Raw genomic sequence first — 17,306 nt, 5'->3', positions numbered from 1 at the left:
GCGCGATGCAATGCCGCTGGCGGATTTTCAGCCGACTTGGGACCGGCCGCAGGGGCGGATTGCGGGAAGGGCGCTCAGTTCTTCTCGGGTTCGCGGTACTGCTCGTTGGCATAGCCGAATTCGGCGAGCAGCCGGCCGAGCCCCACATAGACCGGATACATGGCGATGGACGTCTTACGCGTGGCGGCAAGCTGGCGCGCGGCGCGAAACGGTGAGGCGGCCAAAAGAGCGATGCTCTTGGCGAGCACGCGGGCCCTGCCGAGCGGCTCGGCGGATCGCTTCTTCTTCTCCACAAGGGTTGAGATCACGCCGTTGCGCAGGCTGCGTGCGCGGATCCAGTCCGCCTCGATCCTGCGCGCCGGCACGGCCTCGTGCACCGGCGCTTCGGCACACCATCCGAGCCGGAAGCCCTTTTGCGACGCGCGGCTGAGGAAATCCGAATCGCCGCCCCCCATGAAATTGAATCTGAGGTCCAGGAAGGGCCGCTCCATCACTTCGAGCACGTGCCGGACGATCAGCAGGTTGCCAGAAGAATAAAGGGCGGGCACGCGACCGGTCCTGTCGTAAGGCGGCCGGAACACCGGGTGGCTGCCGAAAGCCTCGTGCGAGGGATCGGCAAAGACCGGGGCCTGCGGCCCGCCGACGATATCGGCCGGAAGGGTCTCCGCCGTACGGCACATCGCTTCGAGCCAGCCGGGCGAGGCGATCTCGTCGTCGTCAATGACGAGCAGGTTGCGGAAATTGGGAAAGGTGTTCAGCGCCGTTTCCCATCCGGCGTTGTAGGCGGCGCAGTTGCCGCGCTGATGGGCGATGATGACAAGACCCGAAATCTCACCCCGCTCGAAGAGCGGCGCCGCCGCCTCGGCGCCCGCGCGCTCCGTCGCCTCGTTCTCGATGACGATGACGGCAAGGCGCCGCTTCGTCTCCTGCCGCGCCAGAGAAGCGAGCGTCGCCAAAAGCTGGTCCGGGCGTTTGAATGTGGGCACGGTGACAACGCACTCCACCGCTTCCGCCGCCAGGTTCGGCGTGCGCGCGGCGATGGAGACGAGATCATGTTCGGACTGGGTGTTCAAGCAAGTTTCCTGCCGATTGCCGAGAGTTGCCGCGCGCAAGGGCGGTTCCTGAGCAGATTAGACTCGCTTGCGCTTAAACTTTCATTAAACACTTTGCGCGTGAAGCGGCAATTTGCTTTGCCGCGGGATCGTTTACCCTCAGTCTTAATCAACACTTCACGGCCGCCTTGGTAATGCGAGGCGACAGGGAAGACCGCATGCATCTGGTGTTTGCAACATCCATCGTCCCCTGTGGGACACCGGAGACCGGCTACGAGATCGCCAATGCCGCCATGCTGGACGCGCTGGCGCGCGCCGGCGTGCGCGTCACCGTGCTCGGCTTCACCTGGCCGGGCAAAGCTCCTTCCAATCCCGACAGCACGGTCGTGCTCGGCAGCGTCGATGTGACGACGGCGGGTGCGCCTGCTGGCCAGAAGCTTCGTTGGCTCGCCGCTGCCGTTTCCCATGGGCTCACTTTCGGCTCGGCCAAGCTGCGCATCGTCTCGCCCGCCGCGGTGCGGTCGGCGCTGGACGCCCTGCAGCCGATCGACGGCGTGATCCTCAACTCGGTGCAGCTTGCCGGCGCCTTTGAGGGCGTCTTCGCCGACCTGCCCTCGGTCTATGTGGCGCACAATGTCGAATACCTGTCGGCAGAGGAAAACGCCGCCGCATCTGCCAGCCTGCCGGGCCGTCTGCTCTATAGGCGCGAGGCGCGCCTGCTCAAGGCGCTGGAAGAGCGGCTCTGCTCCAGGGCCCGGTTCGTCTTCACCCTGGCGGAGGAGGACCGGCCGCTGCTCGGCGTTGCGGACGACGGCAGGTCCGCCGCTCTGCCCCTCGTCACCCGGGCGGCGGCGCCCGCGCGGGTGACCCGAGAGCCGGTCTACGATGCCGCTTTGATCGGCACCTGGACCTGGCAGCCCAACCTCATCGGCCTCGAATGGTTCTTGCGCGAGGTCGTGCCTCTGCTCCCGGACGGCTTCACTGTGGCCGTCGCCGGTCGGGCGCCGGCCGGCCTTGCCGAAGCGCATCGGCGCGTCGAGTTTGTCGGGCGCGTGCCGGACGCCACGGAATTCGTGCGCAGGGGGCGGGTGATCCCGCTCATCAGCCGCGCAGGGACGGGCGTCCAGCTCAAGACCATCGAGACCTTCGAGCTCGGCTTGCCCTCGGTTGCGACCAGCCGCTCGGTGCGCGGCATTGCGCAACTGCCGGGAAACTGCGTGATTGCTGATGAGCCGCGAGCCTTCGCCGACGCTCTCCAAAAAATGTCGCGAGACGGCCGGGATCTGGACGGAAGCGCGTTCCATCGCGCCCAGCGCACGGCGCTGGACCGGCAGATAAGGCGTGGTCTGGCGGTGTTCGGGCGGGTCCCCGAGGGCGCGGCCGCATGAGCGCCCAAGCCGCACCCACGGGCATGAAGACCCTGCGCTGGCGCACCATTCTCGGCTCGCCGGTGGCCTCGCTCGAATGGGACGAGTGCCTCGCCCTCATGCGTCGGCTCCTCGCCGAGCGCCGCTTCACGAAAGTGACCTTCCTCAACGCCCACAATGCCAACATAGCCGCCCGCGAGCCGGAATTCGCCGAGGCTCTGAACGGCTTCCTCGTGCTTCCCGACGGGATCGGCGTCGATATCGCAGCCAAGCTTCTTTATGGCGAGTCTTTTCCGGCGAACCTCAACGGCACGGATTTCGTGCCGGCGCTGCTTGCGGCGGAGGAACGGCCGCTCAAGGTGGGCCTCATCGGCGCCAAGCGCGAGAACGCGCAGGCCGCAGCGGCAAAGCTGTCCACCGTCGCACCGCAGCACAGTTTCATTTTCATCAATGACGGCTTCTTCACTCCGGGGGAAGAGCCGGAGATCCTCGCCAGGATCGAGGACCTGCGGCCGGACATCCTGCTCGTTGCCATGGGCGTGCCGCGCCAGGAACTTTGGATCGCGCGCAACATCACCGAGCGGCACTGCACCATGCCTATCGCCGTCGGGGCTCTGCTCGATTTCCTGAGCGGGGCGGTGCCCCGTGCACCGGCTTGGATGCGGCGGCTGCGCATGGAATGGGTATTCCGCCTCGCCATTGAACCGAAGCGGCTCTGGCGGCGCTATATCGTGGGCAACCCGCTATTCCTCACCCGCGTGCTGGTGCAGCGCCTGTCGCAGCGGAGGGCGCAGCCTTGAACGACATGGCGCCCGACCCGATCCCGCAACAAACACGGTACCAGACCGAGACGGCCGCGCTGGTCACGCCGAGTTATGCCGGGGATTTCGAGCGTTGCCGGCTGCTCTGCGAAACAGTGGACCGGTTCGTGACCGGCGCCACGAAGCATTATCTGCTGGTGGCCGGCCACGACGTGGCGCGGTTCCGGGCGCTGGAGAGCGCCAACCGCATCGTGATCGATGAGCGCGACCTGCTGCCCCCTTGGCTTCATGGGGTGCGCGATCCCCTGAGTCTGTTCCGCCGTCATGTCTGGCTGAGCACCCGCACGGCGCCGCTGCGCGGCTGGCACGTGCAGCAGCTGCGCCGGATCGCCATCGCCGAAAAAGTGCCTGAAGCGGCGCTGGTCTACTGCGACTCGGACGTTGCCTTCCTGAAGCCGCTCGATGTCTCCGTATTCTGGCGCAACGGCGCGGTGCGGCTCTATCGCCGGGACGGCGCGCTTCCCGTCGGAGGACCGGTCGGCAATCACGCGGAATGGCTGGTCAATGCGGGGCACGTGCTCTCCCTGCCGCCGCAGCCGGCGCACCTGCACGATTATATCTCCACCGTCATCGCCTGGCGCCGCGAGACGGTGATCTCGATGATGCGCCATATCGAAGAGCATCATCATCGTCACTGGGTGGAGGTGATCGCCTCGCGCCGCCGCTTCTCCGAATGCATCCTCTACGGCCGCTATGTGGATGAGGTCCTGGAGGGCCGCGGCCATTTCCACGATGCGACGCAGTTTTGCCGCGTCTATTGGTTCGGGCCGCCTCTTGACGCGGACGGATTGCGCAGGCTGGTCGAAGAGATGGAGCCGGCGCAGGTGGCGATCGGCGTCCAATCCTTCATGGGAACGGACCTCGACGCTGTGCGCCGTCTCGTCGGCTAGGCTCAGACGCGCTTTGCGGGAAGCCTCAACACGCTGTAGGTGAAAATCAGCGAGACCACGTACATCGTAACGAAGACCCAGTTGAGCGCCAGCACGATATCTCCGGTCTCGGCATAGCGCTTGAGCACGAAGGCGAGCAGCGCACCCTTCACCAGCGTGAGCAGGGCCAGATTGAGGGCCCGCAGGAATGTCTGGCCGCGCGCGAACAGAAGCTCGGCCTGATACTCCACGAGGTTCCGCAGCCCCGGAATGCACAGCGCGAGGATCACGAGCGGCGCGGCTTCGGCCACGTTGCGGCCGAGGATGGTCGGGTAGAAGTGGAGCAGCACGGCGAGCGCCAATATGGCAAGGGTGGAGACGGCGAATATCCCGGCCTCTATGCCGAAGCGGACGCGGAGCCGGGCGATCATGTCGGGCGCCCGCATCATCTTCTGCACCAGGAGCATGGAGAAGGTGCGGATGGGGATCGCCGTGAGATCCACGAGGCGCATGATGATGGAGTAGATGCCGGCGAGCCGCGCCCCGCCCAGCGCCAGCACCAAAAGCTTGTCGAGTTCGCTCTGCAGGTAGAACAGCACCTCGGCTATGGCGACATAGACGGCGTCCGCCAGGCGCTGCCGGTATAGCGACGGCTGGAGTTTCAGCCTTTGTCGCGGATAGAAGAAGCCGGCCGCGATCGCCAGTGAAAGCGCGTTGGCGGCGAGGTAGAGGAGGGTCCAGGTCCAAAGGTCCCGTGTCGGGCTGAGCACGAAAAGCCCGGCCGCCAGCGCGCGGAAGGCCGTGCCGAGGATCGTCAGGAAAGCCGCGGGCGCGAAGCGGTTGAGACCGTTGTTGACGATGATGACGGCTTCCGTCGGCCTCCAGAGAAGCGCCTCCGTAACCACCACGACCGCGAAGGCGGAAGCGGCCATGTCGCCGCGAAAGAACAGCAGATAAACGGCAAGGCTGGCCACGGCCAGCAGGGGCAGCGAGATGAGGCTCATCAGCAGGAAGCCTGCCGTATAGGTGCCGATGAGCCGCGGCTTGACGGTCGCGATGCGGTAGAGCGGGGCAATGAAGCCGAATGCGAGGATACGCGACAGCATGACGCCGGCCGCCGACGCCGTGGCGAAGAGGCCGAAATCGGAGATGGAGAGCGCGTTCGCCAGCACGACGAAATAGGCGAGGGAAAAGACCAGCCGCCCGGCTGAGCCGCTGATCGCCGCGAAATAGTCGCGCAGCACTTTCTGCCTGGCCGCTATGAAGGCTGCAATGGAAATCGCCCTGACCTCGGTCGCGCCTCGTCCGCCTGAGCGCTATCAGGCAAAGCTTAACCTGCCGTTCTTTCGCCGCACAGCCGCTATTCTATGGGACGGCGGGCGCGCGGTCTTCTTGGCCGCGATTAACATTTTGTTTGCGCTATCTCTTTAGGCTAGCTTAAGGAAAAGCGCGGGGGCATGCGCCCGCGGCCCAAAGGATACGGTAGCGCGGCCGCCAATGTTCGATCCAGACCATCCTCAAAAGAACTGGGAAAACCGGTCGCTCCTCTCCTTGAGCAATGCCATGGCCGCGTCCACGCGCGGCGAATCCCTGCTTTCGCGCATTCCGGGACAGGCTCGATCCGAGCCCCAGGCGCGCAGCGACGCTGAGCCTTCGCCTGCCGCGCTCCCGCCAGCTTCCGCGCCGGCCGCCGGCGCGGAGCCTCTCGGGAAGAGGGGGTGGCGCTCCTGGCTGCGGCAGGCGGCCGATCGCCTTTCAGCCGCCCGGTCCAAGCCTTCGCCCGTTCCCGCCAGGGCCGCCGAGCCGCTGCGGCCGCGCCCGTCCATCGAGGAGCCGGCCCGGCACAAGGGGCTGCTCTCGCCATCCCCGGCGGTGCGCAGGTCCGCCCCGCGGCCGCTTGACGAGGAAAGCCGGGCACCAGCGCGCCGTGCGCAGGAGGATGCCTATTGGCGGCCCGTCATCGATCCGATGCGGGTTCTATCCGGGATTTTTCGCGCGAAGTGGCTGATCCTGCTCACGACGATCCTGGGCGCCGTTCTCGGTGTTCTCGTCGCGCTCGCCACGCCGAAGCAGTATTATTCCGCGACGGAAATCCTGTTTGATCCGCGCGACCTGCAGATCGTCGAGCGCGAGCTGACCGGAGGCAATCTGCCGTCGGATGCCACGTTGGCTCTGATTGAGAACCAGGTCGCGATCATCCGCTCGGGCACGGTTCTCACCAAGGTGGCCGAGCGCCTAAACCTTGCCGCCGATCCTGAATTCAACGGCCAGGGCGGCAGCCTTCTCGGCACGCTGCTCAATCCGCGTGCGTTGCTGTCCTTCGGCAGCAGCGGCGGCGAAGACGACGCGCAGAGGCAGCAAGCGCTGGCGGTGCAGAACCTTGCGGAAAAGCTGAATGTGGAGCGCAACGAGCGCACCTTCGTCATCCATATCGGCGCAACCACCGAGGATCCGGAAAAGTCGGCGCGGATCGCCAACACCACGGCGGAGGTCTTTGTCGAGCAGACGGGCGAAATGCAGCGCCAGACGGCGAACAGGGCGACCACGGAGATCAGCGGCGGCTTGCAGGAATTGCAGGGCCAGGTCGAGGCAGCCGAACGGGCGGTGGCGGACTTCAAGGCGCGGCATGACATCATCGATGCCGACGGGCGCCTGATCACTGACGACGAGATCGTTCGCCTGAACGATCAGCTTTCCACCGCCCGGGCTCGTACGGCGGAGCTGCAAGCGCGTGTCGACTCGGCCCGCGATCTGGGCGTGGAACAGGTTCTTGGAGGCGCGCTTCCGGAGCAGGTATCCTCGCCGGTGATGACCGAGCTGCTTGCCCAATATGCGGGCCTGAAGCAGCAGGCCGACCGCGCCGCCACGAGCCTTGGCCCGCGCCATCCGAGCAACCAGGCGATCCAGGCGGAGCTCGCCGGCGCGCGGCAGGCCATCGCAAGCGAGCTGCAGCGGGTGACGGCCTCGACGCAGGTCGAGCTCAGTCGCGCCCGGCAGCTCGAGCAGGAACTCGCCAGCCGTCTGGCGCAGCTGAAGGTCGAGAAGGGCGACCTTGAGGCGCAGCGGGTGCAGCTGCGCGAACTCGAGCGCGAAGCCGCCGCGCGCCGCGCCGTCTACGAATCCTTCCTTCTGCGCGCGCGAGAGACCGGCCAGCAGCGCAGCCTGAACACGGCCAATTTCAGCATCATCTCCACGGCCTATCCGCCGCTTCTGCCGACGGGCACCAGCCGCGCTTCCATGGCGATCGCCGGCACGATCCTCGGCTTCCTGGCGGGCATCGGCATCGGCGCGGCGCGCGGCACGCTGGAAAGCCTCCGCGAGAACACGGCGGCGCGCCGCTCGGCACCCCCCATGGCACCCCGCCGCTCCGCTACGGCTGGGACTTACCGTCGGCGGGACGAGGACTACGACGACTTCGACCCGCCGCCGGAAGGGAGCGCCGATCGCGGAGGAAATTACGCTGCTGCGGCGGCCGGTGGTCGGCAGCGCCTTGTCGCAAGGACGCGGACGGGCCGGGGGCGGTCGACCGCTCGGCTGTCTCCCTTGCAGGAGGCTTCTCCCCCCGACGGGCGGAGTTCACGCGCTGCCGAATCCCGGCGGGCGGACGAACCGGAGCTCTCCTCCCCCGAGCAGATCCGGGAGAGCCTGCAAGAGCTCCGCCGCGAGCTCGACGCCCTGGTGAAGGAGCGCTCTCGCCCCGGCCGCTGAAGCTTTTCGGCGATTGCGGCATTTCGCGGGATTGCGCGCACGGCCCTTTGCCGCATATTCCAAGGGCAGCTACTCGAGCGAGGAGGGTCTGATGACACAGGTCATCGACGGGAAGGCGGTCGCGGAAGAGATCGTTCGCAAGGTGACGAAAGGGGCTGCGGAGCTGAAGGCGGCAGGCACGACGCCCGGTCTTGCCGTCGTCATCGTGGGCGAAGACCCTGCCAGCCAGGTCTATGTCGCGTCGAAGGGCAGGAAGGCGACGGAATGCGGCTTCCACTCGGTCCAGCATTCGCTGCCGGAGGATACCGCAGAGGAAGAGCTCGTGCAGCTGGTTGAATCGCTCAATCGCGATCCCGCCATTCACGGTATCCTCGTGCAGCTGCCGCTTCCCAAGCAGATCAATTCAGAACGCATCATCCACACGATCGCTCCGGAGAAGGATGTAGACGGGTTCCACATCCTGAATGTCGGCATGCTTGGTACCGGCGCGATCACCAAGGCGCTGGTCCCCTGCACACCCGCCGGGGCCATGCTGCTGATCGAAGGCGTTCACGGCAAGGATCTTTCCGGCCTCTCTGCGGTGGTGCTCGGCCGCTCCAACATCGTCGGCAAGCCCATGGCCAATCTGCTGCTTGCGGCCAATGCGACCGTCACCATCGCCCACAGCCGAACGGCTGATCTGCCGGAGGTGTGCCACCGTGCGGACATCCTGGTGGCGGCCGTCGGACGCGCGGAGATGGTGAAGGGCGACTGGATCAAGCCCGGCGCGACGATCATCGATGTCGGCATCAACCGCGTCCCGGCGCCAGAGAAGGGCGAAGGCAAGACGCGGCTCGTGGGCGACGTGGCCTATGCCGAAGCCGAGAAGGTGGCGGGCGCAATCACGCCGGTGCCTGGCGGCGTCGGGCCGATGACCATCGCCATGCTGATGGCCAATACATTGGCCTCCGCCTACCGCGCGGCCAGGCGCGAGCCGCCGGCCATGTAGCCCTCGATGCGCTACCGGCCTCCGTCCCATTTGGTGGAGGGCTCCGCCATGATCGAGGGCAGGGCGGAAGGCCGGCAGTTCGCATTCCTGCTGGTCGACCGGTTTTCCATGTTCTCGCTGTCGGCGGCGATCGATACATGCCGGTCCGCCAACCGCCTGCTCGACCGCAACTTCTACAGCTGGACGACCGCGTCGGCCGACGGCGAGGCGGTGATGGCCTCGAACGGGCTGCCCATCAAGGTGGACTATGCCATCGGCGACCTGCCGCCGGCTGACATTCTCTTCGTCTGCGTGGGTCTTGCGACCGAGTTTCCCGGCAAGAGCAAGGTCCTGGCGGCCCTGCGCTCCTGGGGCCGGCAGGGGCGGGCGCTCGGCGCGCTTTCAGCGGGCTCGCTGCTGCTTGCCGAAGCCGGCCAGCTCGACGGCCACCGCTGCACCATTCATTGGGAAAACCGCGCCGGCTTCCGCGAGCGTTTTCCCGATATCGACTGCACCGGCAATGTCTATGAGATCGACCGCAAACGCTACACCTGCGCGGGCGTCACCACCTCCATCGACCTGATGCTGGAGATCATCCGCTCCGATTTCGGCAGTGACCTCGTCAACGAGGTGGCCAACCAGTTCCAGCACGAGCGCGTCCGCTCCCAGGCGGACCGGCAGCGCGTCGGACCGGAACGCGAGCTTTCCGGCAAATCGGACAAGCTGAAGAAGATCGTCGCCCTCATGGCGGAAAACCTCGACGAGCCCTTTTCCGCCGTCGAGCTGGCCAAGGGCGTCGGGCTTTCCGTGCGCCAGGTGGAGCGGCTTTTCCTGCGCCATCTCGGCATGACACCGGGCCGCTACTATATGCGTCTAAGGCTGGAGCGGGCGCGCGAGCTCCTGCGCCAGACGAACATGCCCATTCTCGACGTGGCGATCGCCACCGGCTTCACCTCCCATTCCTATTTCGCCCAGAGCTACCGGCTCCTTTTCGGCCGCCCGCCCTCCGACGAACGGCGAACGACCTATTAAACGTGGATGGATTTCGCCTATTTCCCGGCCAAACCCTTGTTTTTGCTCAATCCGACAGAAAAGTTTATCCACGCGTTTTTTGCCGCTCCTATACTGCTCCCATCGTCCTTGCGGGAACCGATGCGCAGCGGGGTTCGGAAGGGCGGCGGTGGAGGACCTTTTTGCGGCGGAACCGAGATCCGCGGCGGAAAGGTTCCGCGACAGGTCGGCGCTTCCGGCCTGCCGGACGGCCATGATCCTGAGCTCCTCGGGGCTGAGAAAGGAGGTCGTCGGCGGGATTTGGCAACGGGGGTGCTCGAAAGAGCTGGCAACGGTTCCGGCGGACGGAAGACCGGCTGGCCGACGGCGGAAGCGACACCGGCGGGGCGCGTCAATCCGCGCCTGTGAAATGAAAGTGAGAAGCCCGCTTGATGCGCCCCGCTTCCCGCTTTCTTCTTGGAACAGCCCGGCTCGAAAGGGGGCGCGGGGACGATGGCGCTTGCGCGCTCCTTAGCTGGCCGCGCTCCACGACAGCCCGGCGAGGGCGGCGAGGAGCAGCACTGCGAGAAGCGGCACGCCGAAGCGAAAGATGGCGAGGATGGCCGCCGCGGTGAGTACCAGGGCCGGGACGTTCACGCTCGACCAGACCGGCACCTCGATGTCCATGCCGAAACCGGTCCAGGAAAAGACCTCGCGGAAGAGAACGTGGAGGGAAAACCAGATGGCGAGATTGAGGATAACGCCGACCACGGCCGCCGTGATCGCGGACATGGCGCCCGTCATGGCGCGGTTCTCGCGCAGGGTCTCGATGAAAGGCGCGCCGAGGAAGATCCACAGGAAGCAGGGCACGAAGGTGACCCAGGTGGTGAGCATGGCGGCAAGGGTGGCCGCCAGCATCGGGTCGAGCCCGCCCGGATCGCGGTAGGCGGCCATGAAGCCGACGAACTGGACCACCATGATGAGCGGCCCAGGCGTCGTCTCCGCCATGCCCAGCCCGTCGAGCATTTCGCCGGGCCGGAGCCAGCCATAATGCTCGACCGCCTGCTGCGCTACATAGGCGAGCACCGCGTAGGCGCCGCCGAATGTGACGACCGCCATTTGGCTGAAGAAGATCGCGATCTGGCTGAACACATTTTCGGGGCCGAGGGTCGCCAGCAGGAGCAGCACCGGAACGAGCCACAGCGCCAGCAGGATGGCCGAGATCTTCAGCGACCAGCCGAGATTGGGGCGCGCATGCGCCGGGGTCTCCTCGCCGAGCACGGACTGGCTGTCGGCCAGCACCGGGCCGGCAGCGCCTCCGTGGCCGCCGCCGATCCGGAACAGGGGCGATCCGCCCCTGCCGCCGAAATAGCCGACCAGGGCGGCGGCGAGGATGATGAGCGGAAAGGGCACATCGAAGAAGAAGATGGCGATGAAGGCGGCGGCCGCGATCGCCACCATGGCGCGGTTCTTCAGCGCGCGTTTTCCGATCCGCACCACCGCATGGAGCACGACGGCGAGCACCGCCGCTTTCAGCCCGAAGAACAGGCCCTCCACGATGTTCACATTGCCGAAGGCGGCGTAGATGTAGCTCAGCGCCAGGATCGACAGGAAGCCGGGCAGCACGAATAGGGTGCCGGCCACGATGCCCCCTGCGGTGCGGTGCAGAAGCCAGCCGATATAGACGGCAAGCTGCTGCGCTTCGGGGCCGGGAAGCAGCATGCAGTAATTGAGCGCGTGGAGGAATCGGTTCTCGCCGAGCCAGCGCTTCTCCTCCACGATGATCCGATGCATGACCGCGATCTGCCCGGCAGGCCCGCCGAAGCTCAGCGCCGCGACGCGGAACCACACCTTCACGCCCTCAGAGAAAGGGATCTGATGCCCGGGTGCGGCGGCCTGCGCCGGCAGATCCGTGGAAAACTCGCCCATCTCCGCTTCCTCGACGACCGGTGCTGCAGCGCAGCAGCGCCGGGATACGCCTCGCCTAACCGGAGGGCGGCGTCAAGCGGCTGTGGAGCTCAAGGACGGAATCACCGATGCACTGGATGGGCATCTGCCCGGCCGGCGATGCTGGGCCCGCGCACCTTCTCCGTCACGTCGTGGTACTCATAGAGGTTGCCGTCATTGGGAAAGAAGAAGATGCGGTCCGGCAGCAGCGGAAAATTCGTTCCGAGATAGGTGTTGAACAGCACCCGGTAGCTGTTCACCGGCGTGACATCCGGCCGAAGCGCGCTGTAGTCGCCATTGGGGAAGTAATAGGCGTTGAGGATGCCGCTCTTGATGCGCAGCTCGTCCGCCGGCGCCTGCTGCCACGGCACGCGGTCGTCCCGCGCGGGGAAGGGTCCCTCGTCCGCCTGGATCAGGATCACCGGCGGCTCGCGGTCAGGGCTCTGCAGCGTGGTCACGATGTCGCGGATGATGCTGTTCGCATAGGCGATCGCGTCGAGATAGCCCTGCTCCTCGCCTCTTTCCGTCTGCTCCTCGATGGTAAGGCACTGTCCATCGGCAGTGAAGTTGAACGGGCCGTGCGGCAGAAGGAAATGGGCGAAGACATAGAGCGGCTTGTCTCGCTCTCCGAGTGCTTTGATCTGCTCCACCTGCGGCCCGACCCGCTGGCACTGCGCGTTGTCCCAGTCGAGCCGCATTGTCAGCGGCGTGTCGGGAAGCACGTGGAACAGCGGGCGCAGGATTGTGCGCCTGAGATAGAGCATTTCGAATTCGCTGAACCCGTGCGGGTGGTTCTCGTCGGCGACGGGATTGTGGTAGGTCCCCACCCACCAGGAGCCGAACTGGATGTACTCGTAGCCGCGCGATTTCAGGATCCGGGCAACCCGGTGGTCGTCCAGCATCTCGTAGATGGGATGCCAGTTGCTGTCCTTGACGCGCTCGTCGCTCCCCAGAAGGTCCAAGTAATCCATATAGAAGGTCGAGGCTACGGAGGGACCGGTCTTGTGGTAGTTGGAGTTGCTGCCGCGGGCGAGATAGAAGCCGCGCTCCTCCAGGAACCGGCCGATGGCGCTGTTGTCGAGCGCGTAATGATCCTTCAGCACGTCTTCGGAAGCATAGCGGTCGAAGATGAAGTGATAGATGTCCGGCGGCCGCTTGTCTCCGCCTGTTTGTCCTGTGGGCGCGACATAAGGCTCGACCTCGGCCACCGCTTGGTCCGGATCATAGACCTCGCGGGCGGCGCCGTGCTCCCATTCATAGGCGACGGCTTGCCATGCCGGGCTTATCAGCAGGACGACGGCGATGCCGTTGAGCACGCTGTGCATCAGGCCGGCGGCCCTGCGCAATAAGAGCGCCAGCAACGTCACGCCCGCAAGCGCGGCAATGGCGAAGGGCAGCGTGCGCGCCATTGGATAGCCGCCATCGACGAGTCCGTTCAGCCGCCCGAACAGGCCGGCATAGAAGAGACAGCCCACCACCCAGATGCTGGCGATGACCGCAGTCAGCCGGTCGAAGCGCTGCCGCAGCGCTGCGACCAGCAGGTAAACGAGAAGCGCGAAAAGGAGCGCGCCGGCGAGGGAGGGCACGATGTCGGCAACGGACGTGTGGTCGAGGTTCCTCGCCATCATGACGAGGACGGAAGCGACCGCGAACAGGAAGGGGTGCAGGGGATAGGAGCGGTCGCCCGAAAACGTTCCGCGCCGTCCCGGCGCTTTGCCGGCCATGGCATCCGGCTCGCGATCCCCGGCCATGAACATCACCTCCCTTTCGGCCGCGCGCGACCAGCCATGCCACTGAAAAACCTTCGAAGTTCCGGATGGACCTGGCCCACCCGTTTCATATATGACAGATTTACGACATTTTTTTAAAAGAGAAAGGAACGTCTGACGATTGACGACGTTCCGGCCTCCGTTGGGACAGGTCCAATACGAAGGAAAGGCAATTCTGATGCGACTGAATTTCGCAGCCGGTCTTTTTCCGCTTACGCTTTCCCTGCTGTTCGTCGGCATTTCCACGTCCGGCGCGCATGCCTATCTCGACGCTGGCACCGGCAGCATGATCCTTCAGGTCCTCCTTGGCGGCATCGCCGGCCTTGCGATTGCCGGCAAGCTTTACTGGCACAAGTTCCTGACCGCGATCGGCGTGCGGCGCGAAGCGCCCCAGCCGGTGGAAGTCAAGAAGTCCTCCGGCGGATTGCAGGCCGATAGGTGAACGAGGCTCGTCCGCTCAGAGCGGAGCCGACGAGCGTTGCCGACAGTTCGGCCCGCATCGAACAGTCGCTGCAGATCGAGCGCGAGCCCGGCTCCTACCGCGACCGCGACGGCGCGGTTTTCTACCGCGACGGCCGTGTCTTCCGTTATTTGAGCCCGACAGCGCTCGGCAACTGGCGCGCGCTCGAACAGGCGCCCTTCTTTCAGGCACTGCGCAACCAGCGCCATGTGGTGGAGACGAGGAGCGTCGATCCGCTGGCCGAGGGGCTGGAGTTGGGACACTGGGCGGGCATGCTGGAGCATGCGCGCATTCCGTTCATTTCCTACCCCTACGAGTGGTCCTTCGGCATGCTGAAGGATGCGGCGCTGCTTCATCTGGAGCTGATGAAGAGCGCGCTGTCTGCCGACATGATCCTGAAGGACTCGTCCGCCTACAATATGCAATGGCAGGGCGCGCAACCCGTCTTCATCGACATTCCCTCCTTCGAGACGCTCGCTCCGGGCGAGCCGTGGGTGGGCTACCGCCAATTCTGTGAGCTCTTCCTCTATCCGCTGATGCTGCAGGCCTATAAGGGCGTGGATTACCGGCCATGGCTGCGCGGCCGCATCGACGGCATACCGGCCGACGAGATGCGGGCGCTGATGTCCTCGCGAGACCTGTTGCGGCCCGGCGTCCTCCTGCATGTGGCGGCGCAGAGCGCGCTGCAGAAGCGTTATTCCGGCGGCAAGCAGAATATGCGCGGCGCGCTGGCGGAGGCCGGATTCGGCAAGGCGTTGATAGAGCGCAATGTGGAGAAGCTCACGCGGCTCGTCTCCAGGCTGGAGCCGGCCAACACCGAGACCACCTGGGCCGACTACGACCGCACGCATTCCTATGACGATGCGGAGCTGAACAAGAAGATCGGCTTCGTGCGGCAGGCCGCTTCCACGCGGCGCTGGCGGCTGGCCTGGGATCTCGGCTGCAACACGGGCACCTTCTCACGCGTTGTCGCCGACCACTCCGACTATGTCGTCGCGATGGACGGCGACTGGATGGCCATCGAGCACCTCTATCGCCGCGAGAAGGCCCGGGACGGCACGAAGAACATCCTGCCGCTGGTGGTAAACCTCGCCGACGCCTCGCCGAGCCAGGGCTGGCGCGGACAGGAGCGGAAGGCGATCACCGAGCGCGGAAAGCCCGAACTTACTCTGTGCCTGGCGCTCATCCACCATATCGTTATTTCGGCCAACATCCCGCTCGCCGATTTCATCGCCTGGCTGGCCGGGCTCGGAACCTCCCTGGTGATCGAGTTCGTCGGCCGCGACGACGAGATGGTCGAGACGCTGCTCGCCAACCGCGAAGACCAGTATGACGACTACCATCCGGAGGTCTTCCGCGAGCTTCTGTCGGCTCATTTCGACATCAAGGCAGATCAGCCGCTCAAGGGCGGCAAGCGGCACATCTATTTCGCGACGGCGCGCGGCCAAGCGTAACGGCCGGAGAGATGGTGCGACACCATCCCCTCTGGCCTGCCAGAGGAGGTACGAAGGGCCGCTACCCCTCTCCGCCAGTCGGATTCAAAACACCGACGCGCCCTGATCTGCACGCGAGACAAGCTGTCGAAAGCCGGCGAAAAGCTCGCGTCCCATGCCGAAATGCTCGCGCGAAAGGTCGGCGGAAGCCGGTTCGCGGCCTGAAAGCTCCTCCGCTCCGATGAGCACTTCCAGCGTCCCCTTCTCGGCGTCTAGCCGCAGAAAGTCGCCGTCCCTCACCTTGGCGAGCGCGCCGCCGTCCGCGGCCTCGGGCGTGACATGGATCGCCGCCGGCACCTTGCCCGACGCGCCGGACATGCGCCCATCGGTCACCAGGGCCACCTTGTACCCTCGGTCCTGCAGCACGCCGAGCACGGGGGTGAGCTTGTGCAGCTCCGGCATTCCATTGGCCTTCGGGCCCTGGAAGCGGATGACGGCAATGAAGTCGCGGTCAAGCTCGCCCGCCTTGAAGGCAGCCTGGAGCTCTTCCTGGGCGTCGAAGACGATCGCCGGCGCCTCGACGACGCGATGCTGCGGCTTCACGGCTGAGGTCTTTATGATCGCCTGGCCGAGATTGCCCTGGAGCACGCGCAGGCCCCCGGTGGGCTGGAATGCCTTCGCAACCGGCACCAGCACTTTTTCGTCGCCGCTCCTTTCCGGCGCGGGCTCCCGCACAACGGTGCCGTCGGCCCCAAGCCTCGCCTCGACGGCATAGGGTCGCAACCCCGGGCCCCAGACCGTCTGGACATCCTCATGCAGCAAGCCGGCATCGAGCAACTCGCGAATGAGGAAGCCGAGCCCACCCGCGGCATGGAAATGGTTCACGTCCGCAAGTCCGTTCGGGTAGATGCGCGCGAGCAGCGGCACATGCTCGGAAATCTCGGCGATATCCGCCCAGGTGAGCTTTATCCCGGCTGCGGCGGCCATGGCGACCAGATGCATCGTGTGGTTGGTCGAGCCGCCGGTGGCGTTGAGCCCGATCACACCGTTCACGACCGAACGCTCATCGATCATGCGCCCCACGGGCGTGAACTCGTTGCCGAGTGCGGTGATCGCCAGCGCCCGCTTGGCCGCCTCCTTCGTCAGCGCCTCGCGCAGCGGCGTATTCGGGTTGACGAAGGAGGAGCCGGGCGTGTGCAGGCCCATGATCTCCATCAGCATCTGGTTGGAATTCGCCGTACCGTAGAAGGTGCAGGTGCCCGGCCCGTGATAGGATTTCGCTTCCGCATCGAGCAGGGCTTCGCGGCCGACCTTTCCTTCCGCATAGAGCTGGCGGATGCGCGACTTCTCGTCGTTCGGCAGCCCGCTCGTCATCGGCCCGGCCGGGACGAAGACGGCAGGCAGGTGGCCGAAGGTGAGGGCGGCGATGGTGAGCCCCGGCACGATCTTGTCGCAGATGCCAAGATAGACGGCGGCATCGAACATGTTGTGCGAAAGGCCGACCGCGGTGGCGAGCGCGATCACGTCGCGCGAGAACAGCGAGAGCTGCATGCCCGGCTGGCCCTGGGTGACGCCGTCGCACATGGCGGGCACGCCGCCCGCCACCTGCGCCACCGCGCCCACCTCGCGCACTGCCTCCTTGATGATCCGCGGATAGTCCTCGTAGGGCTGATGTGCCGAGAGCATGTCGTTGTAGGATGTGATGATGCCGAGATTTGGTACCGTATCCCCGGCCAGCGCCTGCTTGTCGTGCGGCGCGCAGGCGGCAAAACCATGTGCGAGGTTGCCGCAGGAAAGCGTGGCGCGGTGGACGCCCTTTGCCGCGGCTTCGTTCAGGCGGGCCAGATAGACCTCCCGGCTTGCGCGCGAGCGCTCGCGAATGCGGGCGGTGACGGCTTCGATCTCTCGCCTTGCGGTCATGGC

General features: G+C 65.8%; 15 protein-coding genes. 10 read left to right on the top strand and 5 right to left on the bottom strand.

Annotation, left to right across the window (positions count from 1 at the left end; genetic code table 11):
• Nucleotides 1–74: 74 nt before the first annotated feature.
• Entirely contained in the window at nucleotides 75–1,073 is a 999-nt protein-coding gene (locus RIN79_RS04375; protein WP_309083398.1) for a glycosyltransferase, read from the bottom strand.
• Nucleotides 1,074–1,270: 197 nt separating this feature from the next.
• Here RIN79_RS04375 and RIN79_RS04370 point away from each other — a divergent pair, with 197 nt between their 5' ends.
• Genes RIN79_RS04370 through RIN79_RS04360 form a run of 3 tightly spaced genes read left to right on the top strand, consistent with a single transcriptional unit; the run spans nucleotide 1,271 to nucleotide 4,130 of the window.
• Entirely contained in the window at nucleotides 1,271–2,440 is a 1,170-nt protein-coding gene (locus RIN79_RS04370; RefSeq protein WP_309083397.1) for a glycosyltransferase family 4 protein, read from the top strand.
• Nucleotides 2,437–3,219, top strand: a complete 783-nt coding sequence (locus RIN79_RS04365) for a WecB/TagA/CpsF family glycosyltransferase (RefSeq protein WP_309083396.1) — start codon at nucleotides 2,437–2,439, stop codon at nucleotides 3,217–3,219. Before RIN79_RS04370 ends, RIN79_RS04365 begins: the two co-directional genes overlap by 4 nt.
• Before the next feature lie 5 nt (nucleotides 3,220–3,224).
• Complete coding sequence (locus tag RIN79_RS04360) at nucleotides 3,225–4,130, top strand: DUF6492 family protein (RefSeq protein WP_309083534.1); 906 nt, start codon at nucleotides 3,225–3,227, stop codon at nucleotides 4,128–4,130.
• 2 nt (nucleotides 4,131–4,132) lie between these two features.
• On the opposite strand, the gene RIN79_RS04355 is transcribed toward RIN79_RS04360, so the two are convergent.
• On the bottom strand, nucleotides 4,133–5,353 hold the full coding sequence (locus RIN79_RS04355; RefSeq protein WP_309083395.1) for a lipopolysaccharide biosynthesis protein: 1,221 nt from the start codon (nucleotides 5,351–5,353) through the stop codon (nucleotides 4,133–4,135).
• 28 nt (nucleotides 5,354–5,381) lie between these two features.
• Here RIN79_RS04355 and RIN79_RS04350 point away from each other — a divergent pair, with 28 nt between their 5' ends.
• From RIN79_RS04350 to RIN79_RS04330, 5 genes are all read left to right on the top strand, one after another.
• Nucleotides 5,382–5,540 carry a hypothetical protein gene (locus RIN79_RS04350; protein WP_309083394.1) on the top strand — a complete coding sequence of 53 codons (159 nt, stop codon included), beginning with the start codon at nucleotides 5,382–5,384 and terminating at the stop codon, nucleotides 5,538–5,540.
• 132 nt (nucleotides 5,541–5,672) lie between these two features.
• Complete coding sequence (locus tag RIN79_RS04345; RefSeq protein WP_309083393.1) at nucleotides 5,673–7,817, top strand: GumC family protein; 2,145 nt, start codon at nucleotides 5,673–5,675, stop codon at nucleotides 7,815–7,817.
• A 91-nt stretch (nucleotides 7,818–7,908) separates the two neighbouring features.
• Nucleotides 7,909–8,805: a bifunctional methylenetetrahydrofolate dehydrogenase/methenyltetrahydrofolate cyclohydrolase gene (locus tag RIN79_RS04340; protein WP_309083392.1), complete on the top strand. Its 897-nt coding sequence runs from the start codon at nucleotides 7,909–7,911 to the stop codon at nucleotides 8,803–8,805.
• Between the two features lie 48 nt (nucleotides 8,806–8,853).
• Complete coding sequence (locus RIN79_RS04335) at nucleotides 8,854–9,816, top strand: GlxA family transcriptional regulator (RefSeq protein WP_309083391.1); 963 nt, start codon at nucleotides 8,854–8,856, stop codon at nucleotides 9,814–9,816.
• A gap of 6 nt (nucleotides 9,817–9,822) precedes the next feature.
• A complete protein-coding gene (locus RIN79_RS04330) occupies nucleotides 9,823–10,203 on the top strand; it encodes a hypothetical protein (RefSeq protein WP_309083390.1) in 381 nt (126 codons plus the stop codon).
• A 102-nt stretch (nucleotides 10,204–10,305) separates the two neighbouring features.
• On the opposite strand, the gene chrA is transcribed toward RIN79_RS04330, so the two are convergent.
• Both chrA and RIN79_RS04320 read right to left on the bottom strand, forming a co-directional pair.
• Entirely contained in the window at nucleotides 10,306–11,703 is a 1,398-nt protein-coding gene (chrA, locus tag RIN79_RS04325; protein ID WP_309083389.1) for a chromate efflux transporter, read from the bottom strand.
• Between the two features lie 101 nt (nucleotides 11,704–11,804).
• A complete protein-coding gene (locus tag RIN79_RS04320; RefSeq protein ID WP_309083388.1) occupies nucleotides 11,805–13,472 on the bottom strand; it encodes a sulfatase-like hydrolase/transferase in 1,668 nt (555 codons plus the stop codon).
• A gap of 196 nt (nucleotides 13,473–13,668) precedes the next feature.
• Between RIN79_RS04320 and RIN79_RS04315 the strand changes: the two genes are divergently transcribed.
• On the top strand, nucleotides 13,669–13,932 hold the full coding sequence (locus tag RIN79_RS04315) for a hypothetical protein (RefSeq protein ID WP_309083387.1): 264 nt from the start codon (nucleotides 13,669–13,671) through the stop codon (nucleotides 13,930–13,932).
• Nucleotides 13,929–15,404 (top strand): class I SAM-dependent methyltransferase, encoded by a 1,476-nt coding sequence (locus tag RIN79_RS04310; RefSeq protein WP_309083386.1) that lies wholly within the window; start codon nucleotides 13,929–13,931, stop codon nucleotides 15,402–15,404. Before RIN79_RS04315 ends, RIN79_RS04310 begins: the two co-directional genes overlap by 4 nt.
• A gap of 84 nt (nucleotides 15,405–15,488) precedes the next feature.
• Here the strand turns inward: RIN79_RS04310 and edd are convergent, their stop codons facing one another.
• A complete protein-coding gene (gene edd / locus RIN79_RS04305; RefSeq protein ID WP_309083385.1) occupies nucleotides 15,489–17,303 on the bottom strand; it encodes a phosphogluconate dehydratase in 1,815 nt (604 codons plus the stop codon).
• Between the last annotated feature and the right edge of the window lie 3 nt (nucleotides 17,304–17,306).

Origin of the sequence: Chelativorans sp. (assembly GCF_031180965.1) — a bacterium.
Lineage (GTDB): Bacteria > Pseudomonadota > Alphaproteobacteria > Rhizobiales > Rhizobiaceae > Chelativorans.
Note: the sequence above shows the minus strand (reverse complement) of the source record. Positions and strands in the feature narration are given on the sequence as shown.